Origin of the sequence: Staphylococcus sp. NRL 16/872 (assembly GCF_022815905.2) — a bacterium.
Lineage (GTDB): Bacteria > Bacillota > Bacilli > Staphylococcales > Staphylococcaceae > Staphylococcus.
The window spans coordinates 826583-848786 of the sequence record NZ_CP119327.1; the positions used below are offsets into that span (position 1 = coordinate 826583).

25 protein-coding genes are annotated in these 22204 nt (G+C 33.5%); 23 read left to right on the forward strand and 2 right to left on the reverse strand.

The window, feature by feature from the left end:
- Positions 1-35: 35 nt before the first annotated feature.
- Complete coding sequence (coaW, locus tag MT340_RS03950; RefSeq protein ID WP_243588868.1) at positions 36-839, reverse strand: type II pantothenate kinase; 804 nt, start codon at positions 837-839, stop codon at positions 36-38.
- A gap of 186 nt (positions 840-1025) precedes the next feature.
- Here coaW and MT340_RS03955 point away from each other — a divergent pair, with 186 nt between their 5' ends.
- The 3 genes from MT340_RS03955 (at position 1026) to MT340_RS03965 (ending at position 4340) form a co-directional block, all read left to right on the forward strand.
- Positions 1026-1886 (forward strand): GNAT family N-acetyltransferase, encoded by an 861-nt coding sequence (locus MT340_RS03955; protein ID WP_243588869.1) that lies wholly within the window; start codon positions 1026-1028, stop codon positions 1884-1886.
- Positions 1887-1999: 113 nt separating this feature from the next.
- Complete coding sequence (rpoE, locus tag MT340_RS03960; RefSeq protein ID WP_243588870.1) at positions 2000-2536, forward strand: DNA-directed RNA polymerase subunit delta; 537 nt, start codon at positions 2000-2002, stop codon at positions 2534-2536.
- Positions 2537-2732: 196 nt separating this feature from the next.
- A complete protein-coding gene (locus MT340_RS03965) occupies positions 2733-4340 on the forward strand; it encodes a CTP synthase (RefSeq protein ID WP_243588871.1) in 1608 nt (535 codons plus the stop codon).
- A gap of 59 nt (positions 4341-4399) precedes the next feature.
- Here the strand turns inward: MT340_RS03965 and MT340_RS03970 are convergent, their stop codons facing one another.
- Entirely contained in the window at positions 4400-4921 is a 522-nt protein-coding gene (locus MT340_RS03970; protein WP_243588872.1) for a DUF2529 family protein, read from the reverse strand.
- 206 nt (positions 4922-5127) lie between these two features.
- Between MT340_RS03970 and fdaB the strand changes: the two genes are divergently transcribed.
- The 20 genes from fdaB (at position 5128) to MT340_RS04070 (ending at position 22204) form a co-directional block, all read left to right on the forward strand.
- The gene (fdaB, locus tag MT340_RS03975; RefSeq protein ID WP_243588873.1) at positions 5128-5985 is read left to right on the forward strand and encodes a class IIb fructose-bisphosphate aldolase FdaB; all 858 of its coding nucleotides are present in this window, start codon (positions 5128-5130) and stop codon (positions 5983-5985) included.
- 292 nt (positions 5986-6277) lie between these two features.
- Positions 6278-7549, forward strand: coding sequence for a UDP-N-acetylglucosamine 1-carboxyvinyltransferase (locus MT340_RS03980; RefSeq protein ID WP_243588874.1), 1272 nt, complete (start codon positions 6278-6280; stop codon positions 7547-7549).
- A gap of 149 nt (positions 7550-7698) precedes the next feature.
- Entirely contained in the window at positions 7699-8034 is a 336-nt protein-coding gene (locus tag MT340_RS03985; protein ID WP_243588875.1) for a winged helix-turn-helix transcriptional regulator, read from the forward strand.
- A 144-nt stretch (positions 8035-8178) separates the two neighbouring features.
- On the forward strand, positions 8179-9606 hold the full coding sequence (locus tag MT340_RS03990) for an aldehyde dehydrogenase family protein (RefSeq protein WP_243588876.1): 1428 nt from the start codon (positions 8179-8181) through the stop codon (positions 9604-9606).
- 271 nt (positions 9607-9877) lie between these two features.
- Positions 9878-11194 (forward strand): transcription termination factor Rho, encoded by a 1317-nt coding sequence (gene rho / locus MT340_RS03995; protein WP_243588877.1) that lies wholly within the window; start codon positions 9878-9880, stop codon positions 11192-11194.
- Between the two features lie 117 nt (positions 11195-11311).
- Complete coding sequence (locus MT340_RS04000; RefSeq protein WP_011275226.1) at positions 11312-11569, forward strand: type B 50S ribosomal protein L31; 258 nt, start codon at positions 11312-11314, stop codon at positions 11567-11569.
- 211 nt (positions 11570-11780) lie between these two features.
- Complete coding sequence (locus MT340_RS04005; protein ID WP_243588878.1) at positions 11781-12380, forward strand: thymidine kinase; 600 nt, start codon at positions 11781-11783, stop codon at positions 12378-12380.
- Positions 12380-13456 (forward strand): peptide chain release factor 1, encoded by a 1077-nt coding sequence (gene prfA, locus MT340_RS04010; RefSeq protein ID WP_243588879.1) that lies wholly within the window; start codon positions 12380-12382, stop codon positions 13454-13456. Before MT340_RS04005 ends, prfA begins: the two co-directional genes overlap by 1 nt.
- Positions 13443-14294, forward strand: a complete 852-nt coding sequence (prmC, locus tag MT340_RS04015; RefSeq protein WP_243588880.1) for a peptide chain release factor N(5)-glutamine methyltransferase — start codon at positions 13443-13445, stop codon at positions 14292-14294. Before prfA ends, prmC begins: the two co-directional genes overlap by 14 nt.
- A 74-nt stretch (positions 14295-14368) precedes the next feature.
- The gene (locus MT340_RS04020) at positions 14369-15412 is read left to right on the forward strand and encodes an L-threonylcarbamoyladenylate synthase (RefSeq protein WP_243588881.1); all 1044 of its coding nucleotides are present in this window, start codon (positions 14369-14371) and stop codon (positions 15410-15412) included.
- Positions 15409-15825 (forward strand): low molecular weight protein arginine phosphatase, encoded by a 417-nt coding sequence (locus tag MT340_RS04025; protein ID WP_243588882.1) that lies wholly within the window; start codon positions 15409-15411, stop codon positions 15823-15825. Before MT340_RS04020 ends, MT340_RS04025 begins: the two co-directional genes overlap by 4 nt.
- 109 nt (positions 15826-15934) lie before the next feature.
- Entirely contained in the window at positions 15935-16459 is a 525-nt protein-coding gene (locus MT340_RS04030) for a TIGR01440 family protein (protein WP_243588883.1), read from the forward strand.
- Positions 16460-16484: 25 nt separating this feature from the next.
- Positions 16485-17723, forward strand: coding sequence for a serine hydroxymethyltransferase (gene glyA / locus MT340_RS04035; protein WP_243588884.1), 1239 nt, complete (start codon positions 16485-16487; stop codon positions 17721-17723).
- A gap of 29 nt (positions 17724-17752) precedes the next feature.
- On the forward strand, positions 17753-18382 hold the full coding sequence (gene upp, locus MT340_RS04040; protein ID WP_103298948.1) for a uracil phosphoribosyltransferase: 630 nt from the start codon (positions 17753-17755) through the stop codon (positions 18380-18382).
- A 44-nt stretch (positions 18383-18426) separates the two neighbouring features.
- On the forward strand, positions 18427-19536 hold the full coding sequence (gene wecB, locus MT340_RS04045) for a non-hydrolyzing UDP-N-acetylglucosamine 2-epimerase (RefSeq protein WP_243588885.1): 1110 nt from the start codon (positions 18427-18429) through the stop codon (positions 19534-19536).
- Positions 19537-19699: 163 nt separating this feature from the next.
- Positions 19700-20050, forward strand: coding sequence for an ATP synthase subunit I (locus MT340_RS04050; RefSeq protein WP_243588886.1), 351 nt, complete (start codon positions 19700-19702; stop codon positions 20048-20050).
- A gap of 26 nt (positions 20051-20076) precedes the next feature.
- Entirely contained in the window at positions 20077-20802 is a 726-nt protein-coding gene (gene atpB, locus MT340_RS04055) for a F0F1 ATP synthase subunit A (protein ID WP_243588887.1), read from the forward strand.
- A 32-nt stretch (positions 20803-20834) separates the two neighbouring features.
- Positions 20835-21047, forward strand: a complete 213-nt coding sequence (gene atpE / locus MT340_RS04060) for a F0F1 ATP synthase subunit C (protein WP_002448651.1) — start codon at positions 20835-20837, stop codon at positions 21045-21047.
- A gap of 87 nt (positions 21048-21134) precedes the next feature.
- Entirely contained in the window at positions 21135-21665 is a 531-nt protein-coding gene (locus MT340_RS04065) for a F0F1 ATP synthase subunit B (RefSeq protein WP_279390478.1), read from the forward strand.
- Entirely contained in the window at positions 21665-22204 is a 540-nt protein-coding gene (locus tag MT340_RS04070) for a F0F1 ATP synthase subunit delta (protein WP_243588888.1), read from the forward strand. Before MT340_RS04065 ends, MT340_RS04070 begins: the two co-directional genes overlap by 1 nt.

Genomic DNA, 22204 nt, shown 5'->3' on the forward strand with positions numbered 1-22204 from the left:
CTAGAAAAACTTACTTTTCTAGAACGCTGTATGCATTATTCTCCTAAGTGTAGTGCACCTAATGCACCTGAAAATGCACCGTGTTCAATATAAAAAGGTTTGCATCCTCTTAAAACAGTATAATCTTCAATTACTTCACGTAATAAAGAATTGTTATTGAACGATGAACCAATATAAACAACGTTCTCAGTTTTATATTCACGCGCAACTGTAATAGCCATTGTTGTAATAACTTCTCCTACCACACCGACTACTGAAGCCAATTTATTAGAGGCAGTGAAGTCCACATCCATATTATGAAGAACGTTTCCAAAGTTTGCTGCTGTAAGTTCTCCGGAAATAGGAGGTTCAGTGTCTTTGTAAATATGTTTGACTTTAAGATCTATCGTATCTCGATCTCCGGCTTGGGCAAGGTTTGTTAACTGCTCATAATCTGAGATTTGAGTTAACAGGAAGCCTAGACCTTGAATCATACCACCACCAGTGCCGATACCTCCTACACGTTGTTGCTGTTGACCATCAAAATAATGTAAAGAAGTGCCGGTACCAACATTTGCAAAGATATATTCTGTAATATCATGGCCCTGTTCTTTAAGTAATATGCCTAGACCTTTAGAGGAAGCATCAAATTCAACAAATATTTTAGAGGAAGCATTTAAATTTTCGGCAATAACGCCTGCGTTTCCACCAGTTAAACTAATTGCTTCAAATGATTCTTTATTTAACCAGTTGATAACTTTATGTATATCAGTAGTTAGTTCAGTATGGTAGGTACGTTTATTATCTTTTTCTTGCACTATTTTTATTAACGTACCTCCTGCGTCAATACCTACTTTCATTTCATTCACCTCGTGATTTTATATGTCATACTAATAGTAAATGAAATTTGTCGAATTTCAATAGCTTAATTTTAAAAAATAAAAGTTCGAAGAGGTTAATCTTAATGAATAGGATAAAAATTGGATTAAGAAAGAAAAACATCTATAATAATATGTAACTTAATTGGAAGGTTTAGGGGAGAAGACATGACTATAAAAATGCAATTTGAAAATATTACAATTCAAGAATTTGAAGAACAATATAGACAAGATGTGCTTAACTTTAAATTGAGCGAACGCCAACAAATTTATTCGTCGTTACCAAAAACTGTATTGGAAGAAGCGTTAAATGACGTGAATAGAATTGCGAATGTTGCGATAAATGAAGAAGGAGATGTAGTAGGTTTTTTTGTGTTACACCAGCATTATCAACATGAGGGCTATGATACACCAGAGAATGTCGTATATGTACGTTCATTATCAGTAAATGAAAAGTTTCAAGGACATGGTTATGGCACAAACATGATGATGTATTTACCACAATACGTACAGGAGTTATTCCCGGATTTTAACCATTTATATTTAGTGGTTGATGCTGAAAATAAGGGCGCATGGAATGTATATGAACGTGCAGGTTTTATGCACGCGGCGACTAAAGAAGAAGGTCCAATTGGAAAAGAAAGATTATACTACTTAGATTTAGATTCAAAGCACGTCTCATCTTTACGTTTAGTTGAAAATAAAGATTCAAGTATTGCTAATTATAAAGTAGTGGATTTATTAAAGGATAATCAAAAAGTAGGATTTATTGCACTTGAACAACGTGAAGATAAAGTTAATATTGTAGCGATTGAGGTGAATAAGGATCAACGTAAAGAGGGGATTGCAGAAAGTGCACTTCGCCAACTACCTACATATAGTCGTAAACATTTTAATAGTATTACAACATTAGTGATAACATTATTTGGGGAAAATAATGAACTGAAATCATTATGTATCAATAGTGGTTTTGTAGAAATGAATCAATGTGAGGATTTAGTGATTTTTGAAAAATATGTGAATTACTAAGAGAATAGCAATTGCGAAATCGCTTATTGTCATTTATAATTTATTTTTGTTACTATTAATTAATGAAAATTAACGAGTTATTATAAAATCCTTCGAAAGGAAGTTTAGTTATAATGAAAATACAAGATTATACTAAAGAAATGGTTGACGAAAAATCATTTATCGATATGGCTTATACTTTATTACACGATAAAGGTTCAACAATGAATTTATATGACATCATTGATGAATTTAGAAGTTTAGGCGATTATGAATATGAAGAAATTGAAAATCGCGTTGTTCAATTTTACACTGATTTAAATACAGATGGTCGCTTCTTAAATGTTGGGGAAAATCAATGGGGTCTTCGTGACTGGTATTCAGTAGATGACATTGAAGAAAAAATTGCGCCAACGATTCAAAAATTCGATATTCTTGATGATGAAGATGAAGAAGATAAAAATCTTAAATTATTAGGCGAAGATGAAATGGATCAAGACGATGACATCCCAGCTCAAACAGATGATCAAGAAACGTTAGATGATCCAGAAGATGAGCAAGTAGAAGATGAAATTAATGAATCTGATCTTGTGATTGAAGAAGATGAAGATGAAGACATCGCCGAAGAAGACGAAGAAGAATTTGAAGACGAAGAAGATTTCAACGACTAAATTTTAGTTTTGATTGACTTTTATTAAAAAGATGTTAAAATTTTATTCGGGCTCCTTTAAATAGGACACGTGTATAAATTTTATACGCTCCCCTTGCATCTATGTGAGAGGGAGCGATTTTTTTATTTTATTAACTTTAAATTATAAGTAATTGTTTAGTAAGGAAGCATCCCTTTATTATTTAGGAGGTCAGGAAATGACAAAATTTATTTTTGTAACAGGCGGAGTTGTGTCGTCATTAGGTAAAGGTATCACAGCCGCTTCTCTAGGAAGATTGTTAAAAGATAGAGGTCTTAAAGTAACGATTCAAAAATTCGATCCATATTTAAACGTGGATCCAGGTACAATGAGTCCTTATCAACACGGAGAGGTATTTGTTACAGACGATGGTGCTGAAACTGACTTAGACTTAGGCCATTATGAACGTTTTATAGATATTAATTTAAATAAATATTCAAATGTAACAGCTGGTAAAGTATATTCTCACGTATTAAAAAAAGAACGTCGTGGAGATTATTTAGGTGGTACAGTACAAGTTATCCCACATATTACAAATGAAATCAAAGAACGATTATTATTAGCTGGAGAAAGTACAAATGCTGATGTAGTAATCACTGAAATCGGTGGTACAACAGGTGATATTGAATCATTACCATTCATTGAAGCGATTCGTCAAATTAGAAGTGACTTAGGTCGTGAAAATGTAATGTACGTACACTGTACTTTATTACCATATATTAAAGCAGCAGGTGAAATGAAAACGAAACCTACACAACATAGTGTAAAAGAATTACGTGGACTAGGTATTCAACCAGATTTAATTGTAGTACGTACAGAATATGAAATGACACAAGACTTAAAAGATAAAATTGCGTTATTCTGTGATATTAATAAAGAAAGTGTCATTGAATGTAGAGACGCTTCTTCATTATATGAAATTCCTTTACAGTTAAGCGCCCAAGATATGGATGATATTGTTATTAAGCGCTTAGATTTAGATGCTAAATACGATACACAATTAGATGAGTGGCAATATTTATTAGATACAGTAAACTCATTAGACGGTACAATTACAATTGGCTTAGTAGGTAAATACGTAAGCTTACAAGATGCTTATTTATCTGTCGTTGAATCATTAAAACACGCGGGTTATCCATTGAAGAAAGACGTTGTCGTTAAATGGATTGATTCTAGTGAAGTTACAGATGAAAATGTAGCAAGCTACTTAAGTGATGTAGATGGTATCTTAGTACCTGGTGGTTTCGGATTTAGAGCAAGTGAAGGAAAAATTTCAGCAATTAAATATGCACGTGAAAACAACGTACCTTACTTCGGTATTTGCTTAGGTATGCAATTAGCGACAGTTGAATATGCCAGAAATGTAGTAGGCTTAAAAGGTGCGCATTCAGCAGAGTTAGATCCAAACACGCCTTACCCAATTATCGATTTACTTCCTGAACAAAAAGATATTGAAGATTTAGGTGGTACATTACGTTTAGGATTATATCCATGTGCTATTAAAGAAGGAACATTAGCACAACGTATTTATGATGCAAGTAACATTGAAGAAAGACACCGTCATCGTTATGAATTTAATAATGAATATAGAGAACAACTTGAAGCTAATGGAATGGTATTCTCAGGAACTAGCCCAGACGGACGTTTGGTAGAAATGGTAGAAATTCCTGAAAATGATTTCTTCGTAGCTTGTCAATTCCATCCTGAATTTTTATCAAGACCTAATAGACCGCAACCTATCTTTAAAGCATTTGTAGAAGCGGCTTATAAACATCAAAATAAATAATCTTATTTGAAAGCACCTCCTTTCTTAAACGTGAGAAAGGAGGTGCTTTGACATTATAGTTATAGTTCTAAATCTCGAGTCATCTCAATCATTTGTGTATAAATCTCATAGTAGATGTAATTGAAAGCCATAGAATGAGGTTGGACGATTTTATCATAATCTTCTGTATAAACAATTGGACGAGGTGTGGCTAAATTAACAAAGTGGAAAAGATGATCAGAGAAATCTTCTTGTTTAGGACGGTTACAAATTAACACGAAATCAACATCCTGGTTGAGTAAATCCACTACATCTTTAGCGACTTCCTCATTATAAAAAGGAGAAAAAAGTAACACCCGATCTGTAGAATCTATTTCAGAGATAGATTGTAATGCGGATAATCGTTTTGAAGATTGTAGTCTTTCTTCACTTTCTAAGATAAAGGGTTCGAAAAATTTTAAATCATCATAACCTTTAATATAGACATAACCTTCACCACCAATTGCTTGTATTAAACATTGTGCTGCCATTTGAATATCTAATGCTTGATCTTCCAAACGATTAAATATACCGGTTAATTGTGTATGTAATATTTTAGACATGTTTAACCTCCATTTCATAAGTATTGTAATGAAATGCGAACAGTTATGCAATTGTCTGAAATTGCAATATTGTTAACTTAACAACGACTAAAATAAAGTTTAGTAAAGATTTACATGTTTGAGTGAGTATAAACATGCATTTAAAATTCTTTTTTGATATAATGATTTTGAAAAAGTTGTGCAATTGCACCCAAGGAGGAACTTTCATGCCATTAGTTTCAATGAAAGAAATGTTAATAGACGCAAAAGAAAATGGTTATGCGGTTGGGCAATACAACCTAAATAACTTAGAGTTTACGCAAGCAATTTTAGAAGCTTCACAAGAGGAAAATGCTCCAGTAATTTTAGGTGTATCAGAAGGTGCTGCTCGTTACATGAGTGGTTTCTATACAGTAGTAAAAATGGTTGAAGGCTTAATGCACGACTTAAATATTACTGTACCGGTAGCAATTCACTTAGACCATGGTTCAAGCTTTGAAAAATGTAAAGAAGCAATCGATGCTGGTTTCACATCTGTAATGATTGATGCATCACATAGTCCGTTTGAAGAAAATATCGAAATTACTTCTAAAGTAGTTGAATATGCGCATCAACATGGTGTATCAGTAGAAGCAGAATTAGGTACTGTTGGTGGTCAAGAAGATGACGTAGTGGGTGGTATTATTTATGCTGACCCTAAAGAATGTCAAGAATTAGTTGAAAGAACTGGTATTGATACTTTAGCGCCTGCATTAGGTTCAGTACATGGTCCATACAAAGGTGAACCTAAGCTAGGTTTCAAAGAAATGGAAGAAATCGGTGCCTCAACTGGTTTACCATTAGTATTACATGGTGGTACAGGTATCCCTACTAAAGATATCCAAAAAGCGATTCCATATGGTACTGCTAAAATCAATGTAAACACTGAAAACCAAATTGCTTCTGCAAAAGCAGTAAGAGAAGTTTTAAATAATGACCAAGATGTTTACGATCCACGTAAATATTTAGGACCTGCTCGTGAAGCAATCAAAGAAACAGTTAAAGGTAAAATTAGAGAATTTGGTACATCAAACCGTGCTAAATAATTAAATTTTTATTGGGTTTAACTACAGTTGAACTTTTTAATGGAGCGCTCATAAATTCATGAGCGTTCCATTTTCTATTTTGTGAGAAATTTGAATTAATAATTTTTAGAAAATGATTTATAATACTCGTAGATATAATATTTTTTAGGTTTTATACGATTTCCAGATATAAATTTTAAGAATTAATTTTACTAAAAAAATCAAGTAATTATCGTTTTACAAATAAATAAAATATAATTTATAATACTAATAATGTACAATTTGAAAATGACAAACAAAGGAGATAAAACTTATGACTCAAGAGGTAATAAAAATCCGTGGTGGGCAAACGCTTAACGGAGAAGTCACAATAAGTGGTGCTAAAAATAGTGCAGTGGCCATTATTCCAGCGACTTTATTAGCTCAAGGCCAAGTAAAGCTAGATGGTTTACCACAAATTTCTGACGTAGAAACATTAGTAAGTTTATTAGAAGATTTAAATATTAAAACAAATTTGGATGGTAAACATCTAGATGTAGATACCACTGATATAAAAAATGCGCCATTACCGAATAATAAAGTAGAATCTCTTCGTGCGTCTTATTATATGATGGGAGCGATGTTAGGTCGCTTTAAAAAATGTGTCATTGGCTTACCAGGTGGTTGTCCATTAGGGCCTCGTCCAATTGATCAACACATCAAAGGTTTTAAAGCGCTTGGGGCTGAAATCGATGAGTCTAGTGAAACATCTATGAAAATTGAAGCTAAAGAACTTCATGGTGCTAATATTTTCCTTGATATGGTAAGTGTAGGCGCAACTATTAATATTATGTTAGCTGCCGTACATGCGAAAGGTCAAACTATTATTGAAAATGCAGCAAAAGAACCTGAAGTTGTAGATGTTGCTAATTTTTTAAATAGTTTAGGAGCAAATATCAAAGGCGCGGGTACAAGCACGTTAAAAATTAATGGCGTAGAAACATTGCACGGCTCTGAATATCAAATTATCCCTGACCGTATTGAAGCAGGCACATATATGTGTATTGCTGCGGCTTCTGGAGAAGAGGTAACAATTAATAATATCGTACCTAAACATGTAGAAGCGTTAACAGTAAAATTAAAAGAATTAGGTGTAAATATAAACATAGATGATGATGCTGAAAAAGCAACAATCAAGGGTCATAATGATTATAAAAATGTAGATATTAAAACATTGGTTTATCCTGGTTTTGCCACAGACTTACAACAGCCAATCACACCATTATTATTTATGGCAGATGGCCCTTCATTTGTTACTGAAACAATTTATCCAGCACGTTTCAGACATGTAGATGAATTGAAAAATATGGGCGCTAACATTGAGGCAGATATGACTACTGGTACAGCTACAATCAAGCCATCGTCATTGAAAGGTTCTGAGGTTTATGCAAGTGATTTACGTGCTGGTGCATGTTTAATTATTGCAGGGTTAATTGCTGAAGGTGTTACAACAATTTATAATGTGAAACATATTTATCGTGGTTATACAGATATTGTTAAACACTTAAAAGAATTAGGTGCAGATATTTGGACTGAACAAGTATAGAAATATCTGGTATAATAATTATATTAAAGACAAAAAGTAAATGAAGTAGAAAGTCATATTGAGCTACTTCATAGCCTGTAAAACAACATGAATACGACTACAGGTTCCCATACTTTTTGTATAAGATGTTTTGATTAGAGGTGAAGACAATGGAAATCTGTCCATATCTTGAAGAAACCTTTAAAATTGTTGGTAGAAGTTGGAACGGTTTAATCATTAACTACTTATCTCGATGCACTGATTATACTGCACACTTTTCCGATATGAAAAGGGATTTAAAAACGATTACCCCTCGTGCTTTGAGTATTAAATTAACAGATTTAGGTGAATGGGGATTAGTAGAAAAAAAGATAGTTTCAACTAGCCCAGTTTCAATTGTTTATGAATTGACAGATAAAGGGAGAGCGCTTGCTGAAGCTTTAAAACCAATGGAAGCATGGGCAAGAAGTTATATAGAGCTTGAAGATGAAGTTAAAGCTAAATAATAAGAAAAGTTCTGCAATGGTGCATTATTATTTGATTAATGCAAAGCAGAACTTTTTTTATTTTAAAATGCCTTATGTTTAATTTTTTCAAAAAGGGTTAAACATTAGACAGATGATAAACGACGCTTAAGGAGTGAATATTTGATGAGAAATTATACTCAACAATATATTAACGGCGAATGGATTGATAGTGAAAGTGGAGAAACAATTGATGTTATTAATCCTGCAACTGAAGAAGTTATCGGTAAAGTAGCCAAAGGTAATGATAAAGACGTTGACAAAGCTGTTGAAGCTGCTAATGACGTATATTTAGAATTTCGCCATAGCTCAGTTAAAGAAAGAAAAGAATTATTAGATAAAATCGTTGAAGAATATAAAAATAGAAAACAAGATATTATTGAAGCAATTACTGATGAATTAGGTGCACCACTTACAATTTCTGAAAATGTTCACTATGAAATGGGCTTACAACATTTCCAAGAAGCTAGTAAAGCACTAGATTCATTTGAATTTGAAGAGCGCCGTGGTGACTCATTAGTAACTAAAGAAGCTATCGGTGTCACTGGTTTAGTAACACCTTGGAACTTCCCAACTAACCAAACTTCATTAAAACTTGCGGCAGCATTTGCAGCAGGTAGTCCAGTGGTGCTTAAACCATCAGAAGAAACACCATTTGCTGCAATTATCTTAGCTGAAATCTTTGATAAAGTTGGCGTACCTAAAGGTGTATTCAACTTAGTTAATGGTGACGGTGAAGGCGTAGGTAACCCATTAAGTGAACATCCTAAAGTACGAATGATGTCATTTACTGGTTCAGGACGTACTGGTTCTAAAATCATGGAAAAGGCTTCAAAAGACTTCAAAAAAGTCTCTCTTGAATTAGGTGGTAAATCACCTTATATCGTATTAGACGATGTAGATATTAAAGAAGCTGCGAAAGCTACTACAGGTAAAGTAGTTAATAACACTGGTCAAGTTTGTACTGCAGGTACACGTATCTTAGTGCCAGAAAGCATTAAAGAAGAATTTTTAACAGCATTAAAAGAAGAATTCAGTAATGTTAAAGTAGGGGATCCACGCGAAGAAGGCACTCAAGTTGGACCAATTATTAGTAAAAAACAATTTGATACAGTGCAATCATATATTGATAAAGGTGTTGAAGAAGGCGCTGAATTATTCTACGGTGGTCCAGGTAAACCAGAAGGATTAAATACTGGTTATTTTGCTAGACCGACAATCTTTATAAATGTAGATAATAATATGACAATTGCACAAGAAGAAATCTTCGGTCCAGTTGCATCTGTAATCACTTACAATGATGTAGATGAAGCGATTAAAATTGCTAATGACACTGAATATGGTTTAGCTGGCTATGTTATTGGTAAAGATAAAGATACGCTTCAAAAAGTAGCGCGTTCAATTGAAGCTGGACGTATTCAAATTAATGAAGCAGCAAACACACCAGACTTACCATTTGGTGGTTATAAACAATCTGGTATTGGTCGTGAATGGGGCGATTATGGTATTGAAGAATTCTTAGAAGTTAAATCAATCGCTGGTTATTTCATTTAATTTGAAAAATTAATTTAATTGTGATTTATAACAGTGCATGGGACTTTTATAGTTCCATGTGCTGTTTTAATTTTTGAAATTTAATAAAATCATTTTGTAATTAAAATGAAAATTTGCTATATTAATTCTAGTATTTAAGACTCACAATTTTTTAATAAAATAATTTATGATTTATTTGGTGTCGCATTTTCAAAAAAACAGAAAATCCAGCTTGAAAATAAATTATATTAAAAATGGGTCTTTATAAAAATATAAGAAATGGGTGCAGTTTATGCCTGAAAGAGAACGTACATCACCACAATATGAATCTTTTCATGAATTATATAAGAACTACACAACTAAAGAATTAACGCAAAAAGCAAAATCTTTAAAACTCACTAATTATAGTAAATTGAATAAAAGTGAATTAGTCTTAGCCATCATGGAAGCGCAAATGGAAAAGGATGGCAATTACTACATGGAAGGTGTATTAGATGATATTCAACCGGATGGTTATGGGTTCTTAAGAACAGTAAACTATTCTAAAGGTGAAAAAGATATTTACATCTCAGCAAGTCAAATTCGACGTTTTGAAATTAAACGAGGCGACAAAGTTACCGGTAAGGTACGTAAGCCTAAAGATAATGAAAAATATTATGGCTTATTACAAGTAGACTTTGTGAATGATGAAAATGCAGAAGTAGTCAAAAAACGTCCTCACTTCCAAGCTTTAACACCTCTTTATCCTGAGGAAAGAATTATTTTAGAAACAAGTCCTCAAAACTACTCAACGCGTATTATGGATTTAGTTACCCCAATCGGTTTAGGTCAACGTGGACTTATCGTAGCTCCTCCAAAAGCTGGTAAAACTTCATTACTTAAAGAAATCGCCAATGCAATTAGCACAAATAAACCTGAAGCAAAATTATTTATTTTATTAGTTGGCGAGCGACCAGAAGAAGTAACTGATATCGAACGCTCAGTTGAATCTGCAGAAGTTGTACATTCAACATTTGACGAACCACCTGAACACCACGTAAAAGTAGCAGAACTATTACTTGAAAGAGCGAAACGATTAGTTGAGATTGGACAAGATGTGATTATCTTAATGGATTCTATTACAAGATTAGCACGTGCATATAACTTAGTTATTCCTCCAAGTGGTAGAACGTTATCTGGTGGTTTAGATCCAGCTTCATTACACAAACCTAAGGCTTTCTTTGGGGCAGCGCGTAATATTGAAGCAGGTGGAAGTCTTACCATTCTTGCGACTGCGTTAGTTGAAACAGGTTCACGTATGGATGATATGATTTATGAAGAGTTCAAAGGAACAGGAAATATGGAGTTACATTTAGATCGTAAATTATCTGAACGACGCATATTCCCAGCAATTGATATAGGCAGAAGTTCGACACGTAAAGAAGAATTATTGATTAGTAAATCTGAATTAGATTCATTATGGCAACTTAGAAATATGTTTACAGATTCTACAGACTTTACTGAACGATTCATTAGAAAATTAAAAAAATCTAAAAATAATAAAGAGTTTTTCCAACAATTACAAAAAGCAGCCGAAGAAAGCACAAAAACGGGTAAACCAATAATTTAACGAAAGTCATTTTGAGGGTTGCGTTTTACAGTAATTACTATTATAATTGCTAAGTATTGGGTAAAAACTCACAAATAACTCTGTTCCAGATGGTTCAGGGCAAAGGAGCTGAAAATAATGAGACAAGGAATTCATCCTGATTACCACAAAGTTATCTTTTTAGATACTACAACAAACTTTAAATTCTTAAGTGGTTCTACAAAAACATCTTCAGAAACTATGGAATGGGAAGATGGAAACGAATACCCAGTTATTCGTTTAGACGTATCTTCTGATTCACATCCATTCTACACTGGACGTCAAAAATTCGCTGCTGCGGATGGTCGTGTGGAACGTTTCAACAAAAAGTTTGGTCTCAAATCAAACAACAACTAATGATAAGTTTAAACTGTCTGCCTAATCTATATTATATAGAGTTAAGTAGACAGTTTTTTTATTGCAATAAACTGAGTAAGTGAAATATTAAATAGGGATACCGATATCAATACTAAAATTATGAGCAATATCGATATACATAAAGTCGTTTATAAACCTTTAAAATGTGATATAATTAAGCGATTATGTTTTGAAAAAGGTGGAACTTATAATGTATGAAACTTACCATTCTGGTTGGATTGAATGCATTACTGGAAGTATGTTTAGCGGCAAATCGGAAGAACTAATTCGCCGATTGCGTCGAGGTCTTTATGCTAAACAAAAAGTAGTAGTGTTTAAACCGGCAATAGATAATCGTTACCATGATGAAAAAGTTGTATCGCATGATGGAAACGAATTAGAAGCCATTAATATTACCACAGCACGAGATATTTTATTACAAGATTTATCACATGTAGATGTGATTGGTATAGATGAAATTCAATTCTTTGATAAAGAAATTGTTAATATTGTTGAAAAACTTGCTGAAGCTGGCCATAGAGTTGTCGTTGCTGGGTTGGATATGGACTTTCGTGGAGAACCATTTGAACCCATGCCACAAATTATGGCAGTAAGTGAACAAGTAACTAAATTGCAAGCAGTATGTGCTGTTTGTGGTTCTTCTTCAAGTAGAACCCAACGATTAATCAATGGACAACCAGCTAAAATAGATGATCCTATTATTTTAGTCGGAGCGAATGAAAGCTATGAACCAAGATGTAGAGCACATCATATTGTTGCACCGAGTAATAATGACAAGGAGGAAATGTAGTGTTTGATCAATTAGATATTGTTGAAGAAAGATATGAACAATTAAATGAAATGTTAAGTGATCCTGAGGTTGTAAATGACTCAGATAAATTACGTAAATATTCTAAAGAACAAGCTGATTTACAAAAAACGGTAGATGTCTATAGAGATTATAAAAGTAAAAAAGAAGAAATTGCTGAAATCGATGAAATGTTAAATGAAACGGATGATAAAGAAGAAATTGATATGTTAAAAGAGGAAAGCGCTAGCCTTAAAAGCGTAATTCCTGAATTAGAAGAACAACTTAAATTCTTACTTATCCCTAAAGATCCTAATGACGAGAAAGATGTTATCGTTGAAATTAGAGCAGCAGCAGGTGGAGATGAAGCTGCAATTTTTGCTGGTGATTTATTAAGAATGTATACAAAATATGCAGAGTCTCAAAACTTCAAAACTGAAATTGTAGAAGCAGCTGAAAGTGACCATGGTGGTTATAAAGAAATCAGTTTCTCAGTTTCAGGTAGTGGCGCATATAGTAAATTAAAATTTGAAAATGGTGCACACCGTGTGCAACGCGTACCTGAAACAGAATCAGGTGGCCGTATTCATACCTCAACTGCTACAGTAGCGGTATTACCAGAAGTTGAAGACGTTGAAATTGAAATTCGTAATGAAGATTTAAAAATTGATACGTACCGTTCTAGTGGCGCTGGTGGGCAGCACGTCAATACTACAGATTCAGCCGTACGTATTACTCACTTACCAACAGGTGTGATTGCTACTTCTTCTGAAAAATCTCAAATTCAAAACCGTGAAAAAGCATTAAAAGTGTTAAAAGCACGTTTATATGATATGAAATTACAAGAAGAACAACAAAAATATGCTGCACAACGTAAATCAGCTGTCGGTACAGGTGATCGCTCTGAACGTGTTAGAACTTACAATTACCCCCAAAGTCGTGTTACAGACCACCGTATTGGTTTGACATTACAAAAATTAGATCAAATCATGGAAGGTAAATTAGACGAGATTATCGATGCACTTACACTTTCTGAACAAACTGAAAAACTGAAAGAATTAAATAATGGCGAGCTTTAAGGATAAGTTAACTGAAGCCATTCAATTAGCAAAAAATAAAGGATTTGAACAATCTCGCGCAGAATGGTTAATGCTTGATTTATTTGGTTGGTCTAGAACGGATTATCTCATGCATATGTATGATGAGATGAGTGAAGCTGAAGAAGCTAAATTTTCCTTAGCTGTAGAGCGTATGCTACTAGGAGAGCCTATTCAATATATTGTAGGCTTTCAAATGTTCTATGGTCTTCAGTTTCAAGTGAATTCACATTGTCTTATTCCTCGCCCAGAAACTGAAGAAGTAATGCTTCATTTCTTGGAACGTGTGAAAGAGGAAGCTACAGTTGTAGACATTGGAACAGGAAGTGGCGCACTTGCTGTATCACTTAAAAAATTAAATCCTAAATTGAATGTGATAGCGACAGATGTGGTTCAAGAAACCCTAGATTTAGCTAAGGATAATGCCTATCATCATGACGCCGACATTGAATTTCTGCATGGGGATGCTTTAAAACCACTTATCAAAAATAATATTAAAGTAGATGGTTTAATATCAAATCCACCTTATATTGATTATGAAGAGGTTAATAGTATGGCAGATACCGTTGTGAAATATGAACCTCATGTTGCCTTATTTGCGAAAAATAAAGGCTATGCCATATATGAATCTATATTAAATGAATTGCCAAAAGTTCTTAATGAAGATGCATATGTTACATTTGAAATAGGGTATAATCAAAGCGAGATATTAAAAGGATTAATTTTAAATAAATATCCAAATTTATCAGTTAATGTCATTAAAGATATTAATGGAATAGATAGAATCGTGTCATTTGAATGGAAATATGTGATGAGGTGAGGCTGAGACATTTTATTTGTCCCAGCCTCTTTAAAACTCATAATTACGATATTTAATGGAAAGGTGTGAGGTGAATGGAAAGTAAAATATGGGATATGCGCAACTATAGTGAAGAGCCACTATCATTTCCTGAGTTAAATGAAATAAAAACAATATTTGAACAAGGCGGTTTAATTGCGATTCCTACTGAAACTGTATATGGTCTTGGTGCAAATGCAAAAGATGAAGAAGCGGTTTCTAATATTTATAAAGCCAAAGGACGTCCCTCTGACAACCCTTTAATCGTGCATATTCATAGTCTAGAACAATTAAATGACTTTGTTGCTCATGTACCTGATGAAGCCCAATTATTAATGAATGCCTTTTGGCCTGGTCCTATTTCATTTATTTTACCGCTGAAAAAAGGTTACCTATGTGATAATGTGAGCGGTGGTCTAGATTCAATCGCAGTGCGTATGCCGAGTCATACAATAGGACGCGCTATTTTACAATATGTAGATTTACCTATAGCTGCACCAAGTGCAAATTTAAGTGGTCGTCCATCACCTACAACATTTCAACATGTCTATCACGATTTAAATGGTAAAATTGACGGCATAGTTAATGGGGATCAAAGTGAAGAAGGCTTAGAAAGTACTGTGCTTGATTGTACGCAATATCCCTTTAGAATCGCTCGTCCAGGTGCTATTACTCAAACTATGTTAAATGGAGTGCTTCCCGATAGTGTCGAGCATTTTAATTTTAATAACGTTGAAAAACCGATTGCTCCGGGTATGAAATATAAACATTATTCACCAGAAACGCCTGTCACTATGTTGAAAGATTTAACGCATCCTATTTTAAACCATAAAGATTGGACAAATGTTGCTTTCATTTTGCCAGAAAGTTTAAAATCTTTCGTTCCCGATGGTTCATGGTTTATCCCTTTATGTCAGGATGAAAGTGATATTAAAGGTGCAAATCATAATTTATATGCTATTTTGCATGATATTGATAAGAATGAACTGATTAATGAAGCATATATTTATGCTTTTGAAAATGCAGAAGCCGCAGAAGCCGTAATGAATAGAATGTCAAAAGCAACTGCTAATCGTGTCATTAGAGGTGAAGAGTTATGAAAATAACATTTGTATGTACTGGTAATACGTGTCGTAGTCCTATTGCAGAAAGCATAGCTAAATCATTGCTTCCAAACGATACAATTGAATCGAGAGGGTTATTTGCGATAAATGGCCAAGCCGTGACACCAGAGTCTTTAGAAGTTATCTTAGAACATGATTTACCAGAGCCTACATTAGCCCAGCAATTTGATGAAAGCGACCTTACAAGTGATTTAATTTTAACAATGACTCAATCACATAAAACGCAACTAATCAATGTGTATGGTGAAAATATTCATATATATACTTTAAGTGAATACGTTGGAGAACAAGCAGATGTGGATGACCCATTTGGAGGTAGTATTGATACGTATCGAGATACGTTTAATCAACTTTATAGTCTAATCCATAAATTGCAAGGCTTTTCATAAAACGAAAATATTACATTTAGTATAAGTTATGAATTAAATACGTTATAATGAAGAAGTATAGCTAGTTTGCTATGCTTCTTTTAATTATATAAATAAGGTGGAGATTTCTATGGAAGAACTTACGACTTTATTAGATGAATTGAAAGCACAATCATTCTTTAAAGAAGGTGAAATATGCATTATTGGCTGTTCAACATCTGAAGTTATTGGAGAAAAAATAGGTTCTGTAGGTTCAATGGACGTAGCTAAAGATATATTCACTACCTTAGAAAAGGTACAACAAGAAACAGGTGTATCATTCGCATTTCAAGGTTGTGAACATATTAATAGAGCAGTCACAATTGAAAGAGAACAGTTTAATCCTTTAACAATGGAAGAAGTGACAGTTGTACCAGATGTTCATGCAGGTGGGAGTCTAGCAACATATGCCTATCAACATATGAAAGATCCTGTAGTTGTAGAGCATATTACTGTTCCTAAAGGTATCGATATTGGACAAACATTAATTGGAATGCATATTAAACATGTTTGTGTACCGATTAGAACTAGTGTTAAACAAGTTGGCGATGCAATAGTAACGATTGCCACTTCAAGACCTAAAAAAATCGGTGGTGAACGAGCTAAATACGAATAGGTTTGAAAGGAAGAGGGGATTTTTAATGTCATATATCCAAAATCAAGATAAAGCTGTCTATGAAGCGATACAAAATGAATATAATAGACAAAATAATAACATCGAACTAATTGCATCTGAGAATTTCGTCTCTGAAGCAGTTATGGAAGCTCAAGGTTCTGTAATGACGAATAAATATGCTGAAGGTTATCCTGGTCGACGTTATTATGGTGGATGCGATTATGTAGATGTAACAGAAACAATCGCTATCGAACGTGTAAAAGCGTTGTTTGGCGCTGAACATGCCAATGTTCAACCTCATTCTGGTTCACAAGCTAACATGGCTGTTTATTTAGTAGCACTTGAAATGGGTGATACTGTATTAGGAATGAATTTAAGCCATGGTGGCCATTTAACACATGGTTCTCCTGTTAACTTTAGTGGTAAATTTTATAATTTTGTAGATTATGAAGTGGATAAAGAAACAGAGAGAATTGACTTTGAGGCAGTTCGCAAATTAGCACTTGAACATAAACCTAAATTAATTGTGGCTGGTACTTCTGCATATTCAAGAGAACTTGATTTTAAAAAGTTCAAAGAAATTGCTGACGAAGTAGGCGCAAAATTAATGGTAGATATGGCGCATATTGCTGGTTTAGTAGCAGCAGGTTTACATCCTAACCCAGTAGAGTATGCAGATTTCGTTACAAGTACAACTCATAAAACTTTGAGAGGGCCACGCGGTGGATTAATCCTTTGCAAAGAAGAGTTTAAAAAAGATATAGACAAAACAATCTTCCCTGGTATCCAAGGCGGTCCATTAGAACACGTGATTGCTGCTAAAGCCGTTGCTTTTGGCGAAGCATTAGAACCAGAATTTAAAGCATACCAAGAACAAGTAGTTAAAAATGCTAAAGTATTAGCAGAAACGCTACAAGAAGAAGGCTTTAGAATTGTTTCTGGTGGCACAGATAATCATTTATTAGCAGTTGACGTTAAAAACTCAGTGAATGTTACAGGTAAAGAAGCTGAATCTACATTAGATTCAATCGGTATTACTTGTAATAAAAACACTATTCCTTTTGACCAGGAAAAACCATTCGTTACAAGTGGTATTCGCTTAGGTACACCAGCTGCCACTACTAGAGGCTTTGATGAAGAAGCATTTAAAGAAGTAGGGAAAATTATTAGCTTAGCGCTAAAAAATCCTAAAGATCAAACTAAATTAAAAGAAGCAAGTGAAAGAGTAAGTAAATTAACAGCTAAGTATCCACTATATGAGTAATTTTTTTAAATAACTGGAGGAAATAAATAATGAGTAAAGTACATGTATTTGATCACCCTTTAATTCAACACAAATTAAGTTATATCCGTGATATGAATACGGGAACAAAAGAATTTAGAGAGCTTGTTGATGAAGTAGGTATGTTAATGGCATATGAAGTAACAAGAGATTTAGAGCTTCAAGATGTCGAAATTCAAACACCTGTTACTAAAATGACAGCTAAAAGATTAGCAGGTAAAAAATTAGCTATTGTACCTATTTTAAGAGCAGGTTTAGGAATGACAGATGGTGTATTAAGCTTAGTTCCAGCAGCACGTGTAGGTCATATCGGATTATATCGTGACCCTGAAACATTAAAAGCTGTAGAATATTTCGTGAAATTACCACAAGATATTGATGAAAGACAAATTATCGTTGTAGATCCTATGTTAGCAACAGGTGCATCTGCAATCGAAGCGATTAATTCATTGAAAAACCGTGGTGCTAAAAATATCAGATTTATGTGTTTAATTGCAGCTCCTGAAGGTGTTAAAAAAATGCAAGAGGCGCATGATGACGTGGATATTTATATAGCTGCTTTAGATGAAAAATTAAACGATAAAGCATATATCACGCCTGGTTTAGGCGATGCCGGAGATAGACTATTTGGTACTAAATAATGAAGCTGATGTATTAAAGTGAATTCGTTGTAGGAGTAAATAATATGAAAAAAATTATGACAGTCTTTGGTACAAGACCAGAAGCAATTAAAATGGCACCCTTAGTTAAAGCACTTGAAAATGACGACGAATTAGAGCCAATGATTGTTGTAACTGCTCAACATCGAGAAATGTTAGATTCAGTTTTAAAAACATTTAATATCCAACCACATTATGATTTAAATATCATGAAAGAAAATCAAACATTATCTGAAATTACGTCTAGCGCTATGATACAACTTGAAAATATCATTAAAGACGAACAACCAGATATGGTCCTTGTGCATGGAGATACTACTACTACATTTTCAGGTGCTTTAGCTGCTTTTTATAATCAAACAGCTGTAGGGCATGTAGAAGCAGGATTAAGAACTGGCGATAAATATGCGCCGTTTCCTGAAGAAATCAATCGACAAATGGTAAGTAATATTGCCGACTTACATTTTGCACCTACTATAAATGCAGCTGAAAATTTAATCAAAGAGCAAAAAGACAGCGATTCTATCATTGTAACTGGTAATACAGCAATTGATACGTTGAATCTTACGATTAAAAATGACTACACGTCAGATGTTTTAAATAAGCATAAAAATAAAAAAATAATTTTATTAACCATGCATCGTAGAGAAAATATTGGTGTTCCTATGGAAAATGTTTTCGCAGCCATTAATAAAATTATTAGTGAGTATGACGATGTAGTGGTAGTTTATCCTCAGCACTTGAATCCTAAAGTGAGAGATTTATCAAGTAAATATTTTAGTGACCAAACGCGAGTGGAAAGAATAGAGCCATTAGATGTCATAGATTTCCACAACTTTGCTAATAAGGCACATTTCATATTAACGGATTCTGGCGGAGTTCAAGAAGAAGCGCCTTCGTTAAATAAACCTGTCTTAGTATTAAGAGATGTTACAGAACGACCAGAAGGTGTGGCGGCTGGAACATTAAAAGTGATAGGCACAGAAGCGGATAATGTTTATTCAGAAATAAAAACATTATTAGATGATTCAGCAACTTATAAAAATATGGCATCAACTCAAAATCCATATGGAGATGGTTTGGCATCAATAAGAATATGCGAAAGTATAAAATATTATTTTGGATTAACTATTTAAAAGCCAAAAGAATTCAAAATGTGAATATTTTGTGACAAAATAGCATGGAATTTTTACAACAATTTGAATAGAATTGACACGATATATACGCTATATTATTATTAAAATTGTATGAGTGGAACGGTTTACACGATACTCATAAGTAATTGTGGAGGCACTACGAATGAAGCGTTTTAGTATTATCTTCAAACAATTCATTCAATATTATATCTATTTTTTAATTTTGTTAAGTGTTTTGTACATTGTTAAACCTAATCCTTTTACTTTAGGATTAATAATAGGAACGTTTGGCGCTTTAATTAATACATATATCTTTGAATTTTATTTATCTCGGGCAAAGCAACCAGATAATATACATATTTCTACGGGCAATATCTGGAGGTATTTAGTCGCTATTTTAGCGTGCTTGATTTGGTTTTTCTTTAAAGAGTATGTAAATATTATAGGAATAATGCTAGGCCTTATGATTTCTTATGTACTAATCATCATACGCCCTCTAATACATAGAGAGTAAAATTTTGCATGAAAAGAGGTGAGTACATGGATCACAAATCCCCACTCAAAAGTTGGAATGTATTTGGATTTGATATCGTTTTCAACTTATCAACTATTTTGATGTTAGTCATTACTGCAGTTATTGTTTTTTTAATAGCTATTATTTGTACGCGTAATCTAAAGAAAAGACCAACGGGTAAACAAAACTTCATTGAATGGGTCTTTGATTTTGTAAGAAGCATCATCGAAAGTAATATGGCATGGAAAAAAGGTGGCCAATTTCACTTCTTAGCAGTAACATTGATTTTATTCATCTTTGTTGCCAATATGTTAGGGTTACCTTTTGCTATTGTGACAAAAGACCATACGTTATGGTGGAAATCACCAACTGCTGATGCCACTGTGACTTTAACACTATCAACAACTATGATTTTATTAACACATTACTATGGTGTGAAAATGCGTGGTACAAAAGCTTACATAGGCAATTACTTTAAACCGTTCTGGCCATTAGCAATCATTAATGTATTTGAGGAATTTTCTTCTACATTAACGCTTGGTCTACGTTTATACGGTAATATATTTGCCGGTGAACTATTATTATCACTATTAGCTGGTCTAGTCTTCCAAAATGGATGGGGCTGGATAATTGGTATTCCAGGTTTAATCGTATGGCAAGGTTTCTCAATCTTTGTTGGTTCTATCCAAGCATATATCTTTATTATGCTTTCAATGGTTTATATGTCCCATAAAGTAACGGACGCACACTAATTTAAATAAAAATTTTAGGAGGAAATATTAATATGGGTTTAATCGCAGCAGCAATTGCAATCGGTTTATCAGCACTAGGTGCAGGTATCGGTAACGGTCTTATCGTTTCTAGAACAGTTGAAGGTGTAGCACGTCAACCAGAAGCACGTGGTCAATTAATGAGTATTATGTTCATTGGTATTGGTTTAGTTGAGGCATTACCAATCATCGGTGTTGTAATTTCATTCATGACTCTTTTCAGATAAGAAATGTTTTGAGGCGAAGTCTCTTTGATCTTCGCCGTTCGTTTTATTTAATGCAAATATGATGATTAATAATGAAAGGAGTGTCGAATGCCAGTGAATGCATTAGCTAATTCATATGTTTTGGGTGCAGCAGCCGGTGGTGTTGAGTGGGGAACAGTTTTTGTTACCGTTGTAACATTTGTTATCCTCTTAGCATTATTGAAAAAATTTGCTTGGGGTCCATTAAAAGAAGTAATGGATAAACGTGAAAGAGATATTAATAAAGATATCGATGAAGCGGAAGAAGCAAAACTTAATGCGCAAAAACTTGAAGAAGAAAATAGAAAGACACTTAAAGAAACACAAGATGAAGTTCAACGTATCCTTGAAGACGCTAGAGTTCAAGCTCGTAAACAACATGAAGAAATCGTTCATGAAGCTAACGTTCGTGCAAATGGTATGATTGAAACTGCTCAAAGTGAAATTAACAGTGAAAAAGAACGCGCACTTGCAGATATTAATAATCAAGTTTCTGAATTATCAGTATTGATTGCTTCTAAAGTACTTCAAAAAGAAATTTCTGAACAAGATCAGAAAGCATTAGTTGATAAGTATCTTAAAGAGGCAGGCGATAAATAATGGCAGATGTAGCAAAAAAATATGCTAAAGCATTATTTGATGTTTCTATTGATAAAGACAGACTTGATTTAATGTATGAAGAGTTAAAAGTAGTGAATGACGCTACGCAACAATATCAACAAGAATTAAAAGCTATTGATTCAAATCCTAGCAAACCTGCTTCTGAAAGACGCAAATTTGTAGGAATTGTGTTCGGTGAGGCGAATTATTACTTAAAAAATATGCTAATGATATTAGCAAATAACCGTCATTTAGCGTTAATTAATTCTATTTTCAAAGAATTTACTAGTTTCTATAACGCTCACTATAATCAAGATACAGCAATAGTTGAGTCAGTTTATCAATTGACTGAAGAAGAACTAGATAGAATTCGAAATGTAATTATTAACCAAACTAAGTTGTCAAACGTACATATTAATACTAAAATCAACCCTGATTTAATTGGTGGTTTCAGAGTGAAAGTTGGCACAACTGTTTTAGACGGTAGTGTTAAGAACGACTTAGAACAAATTGAACGTAAATTTAGAAGAGTTAACTAA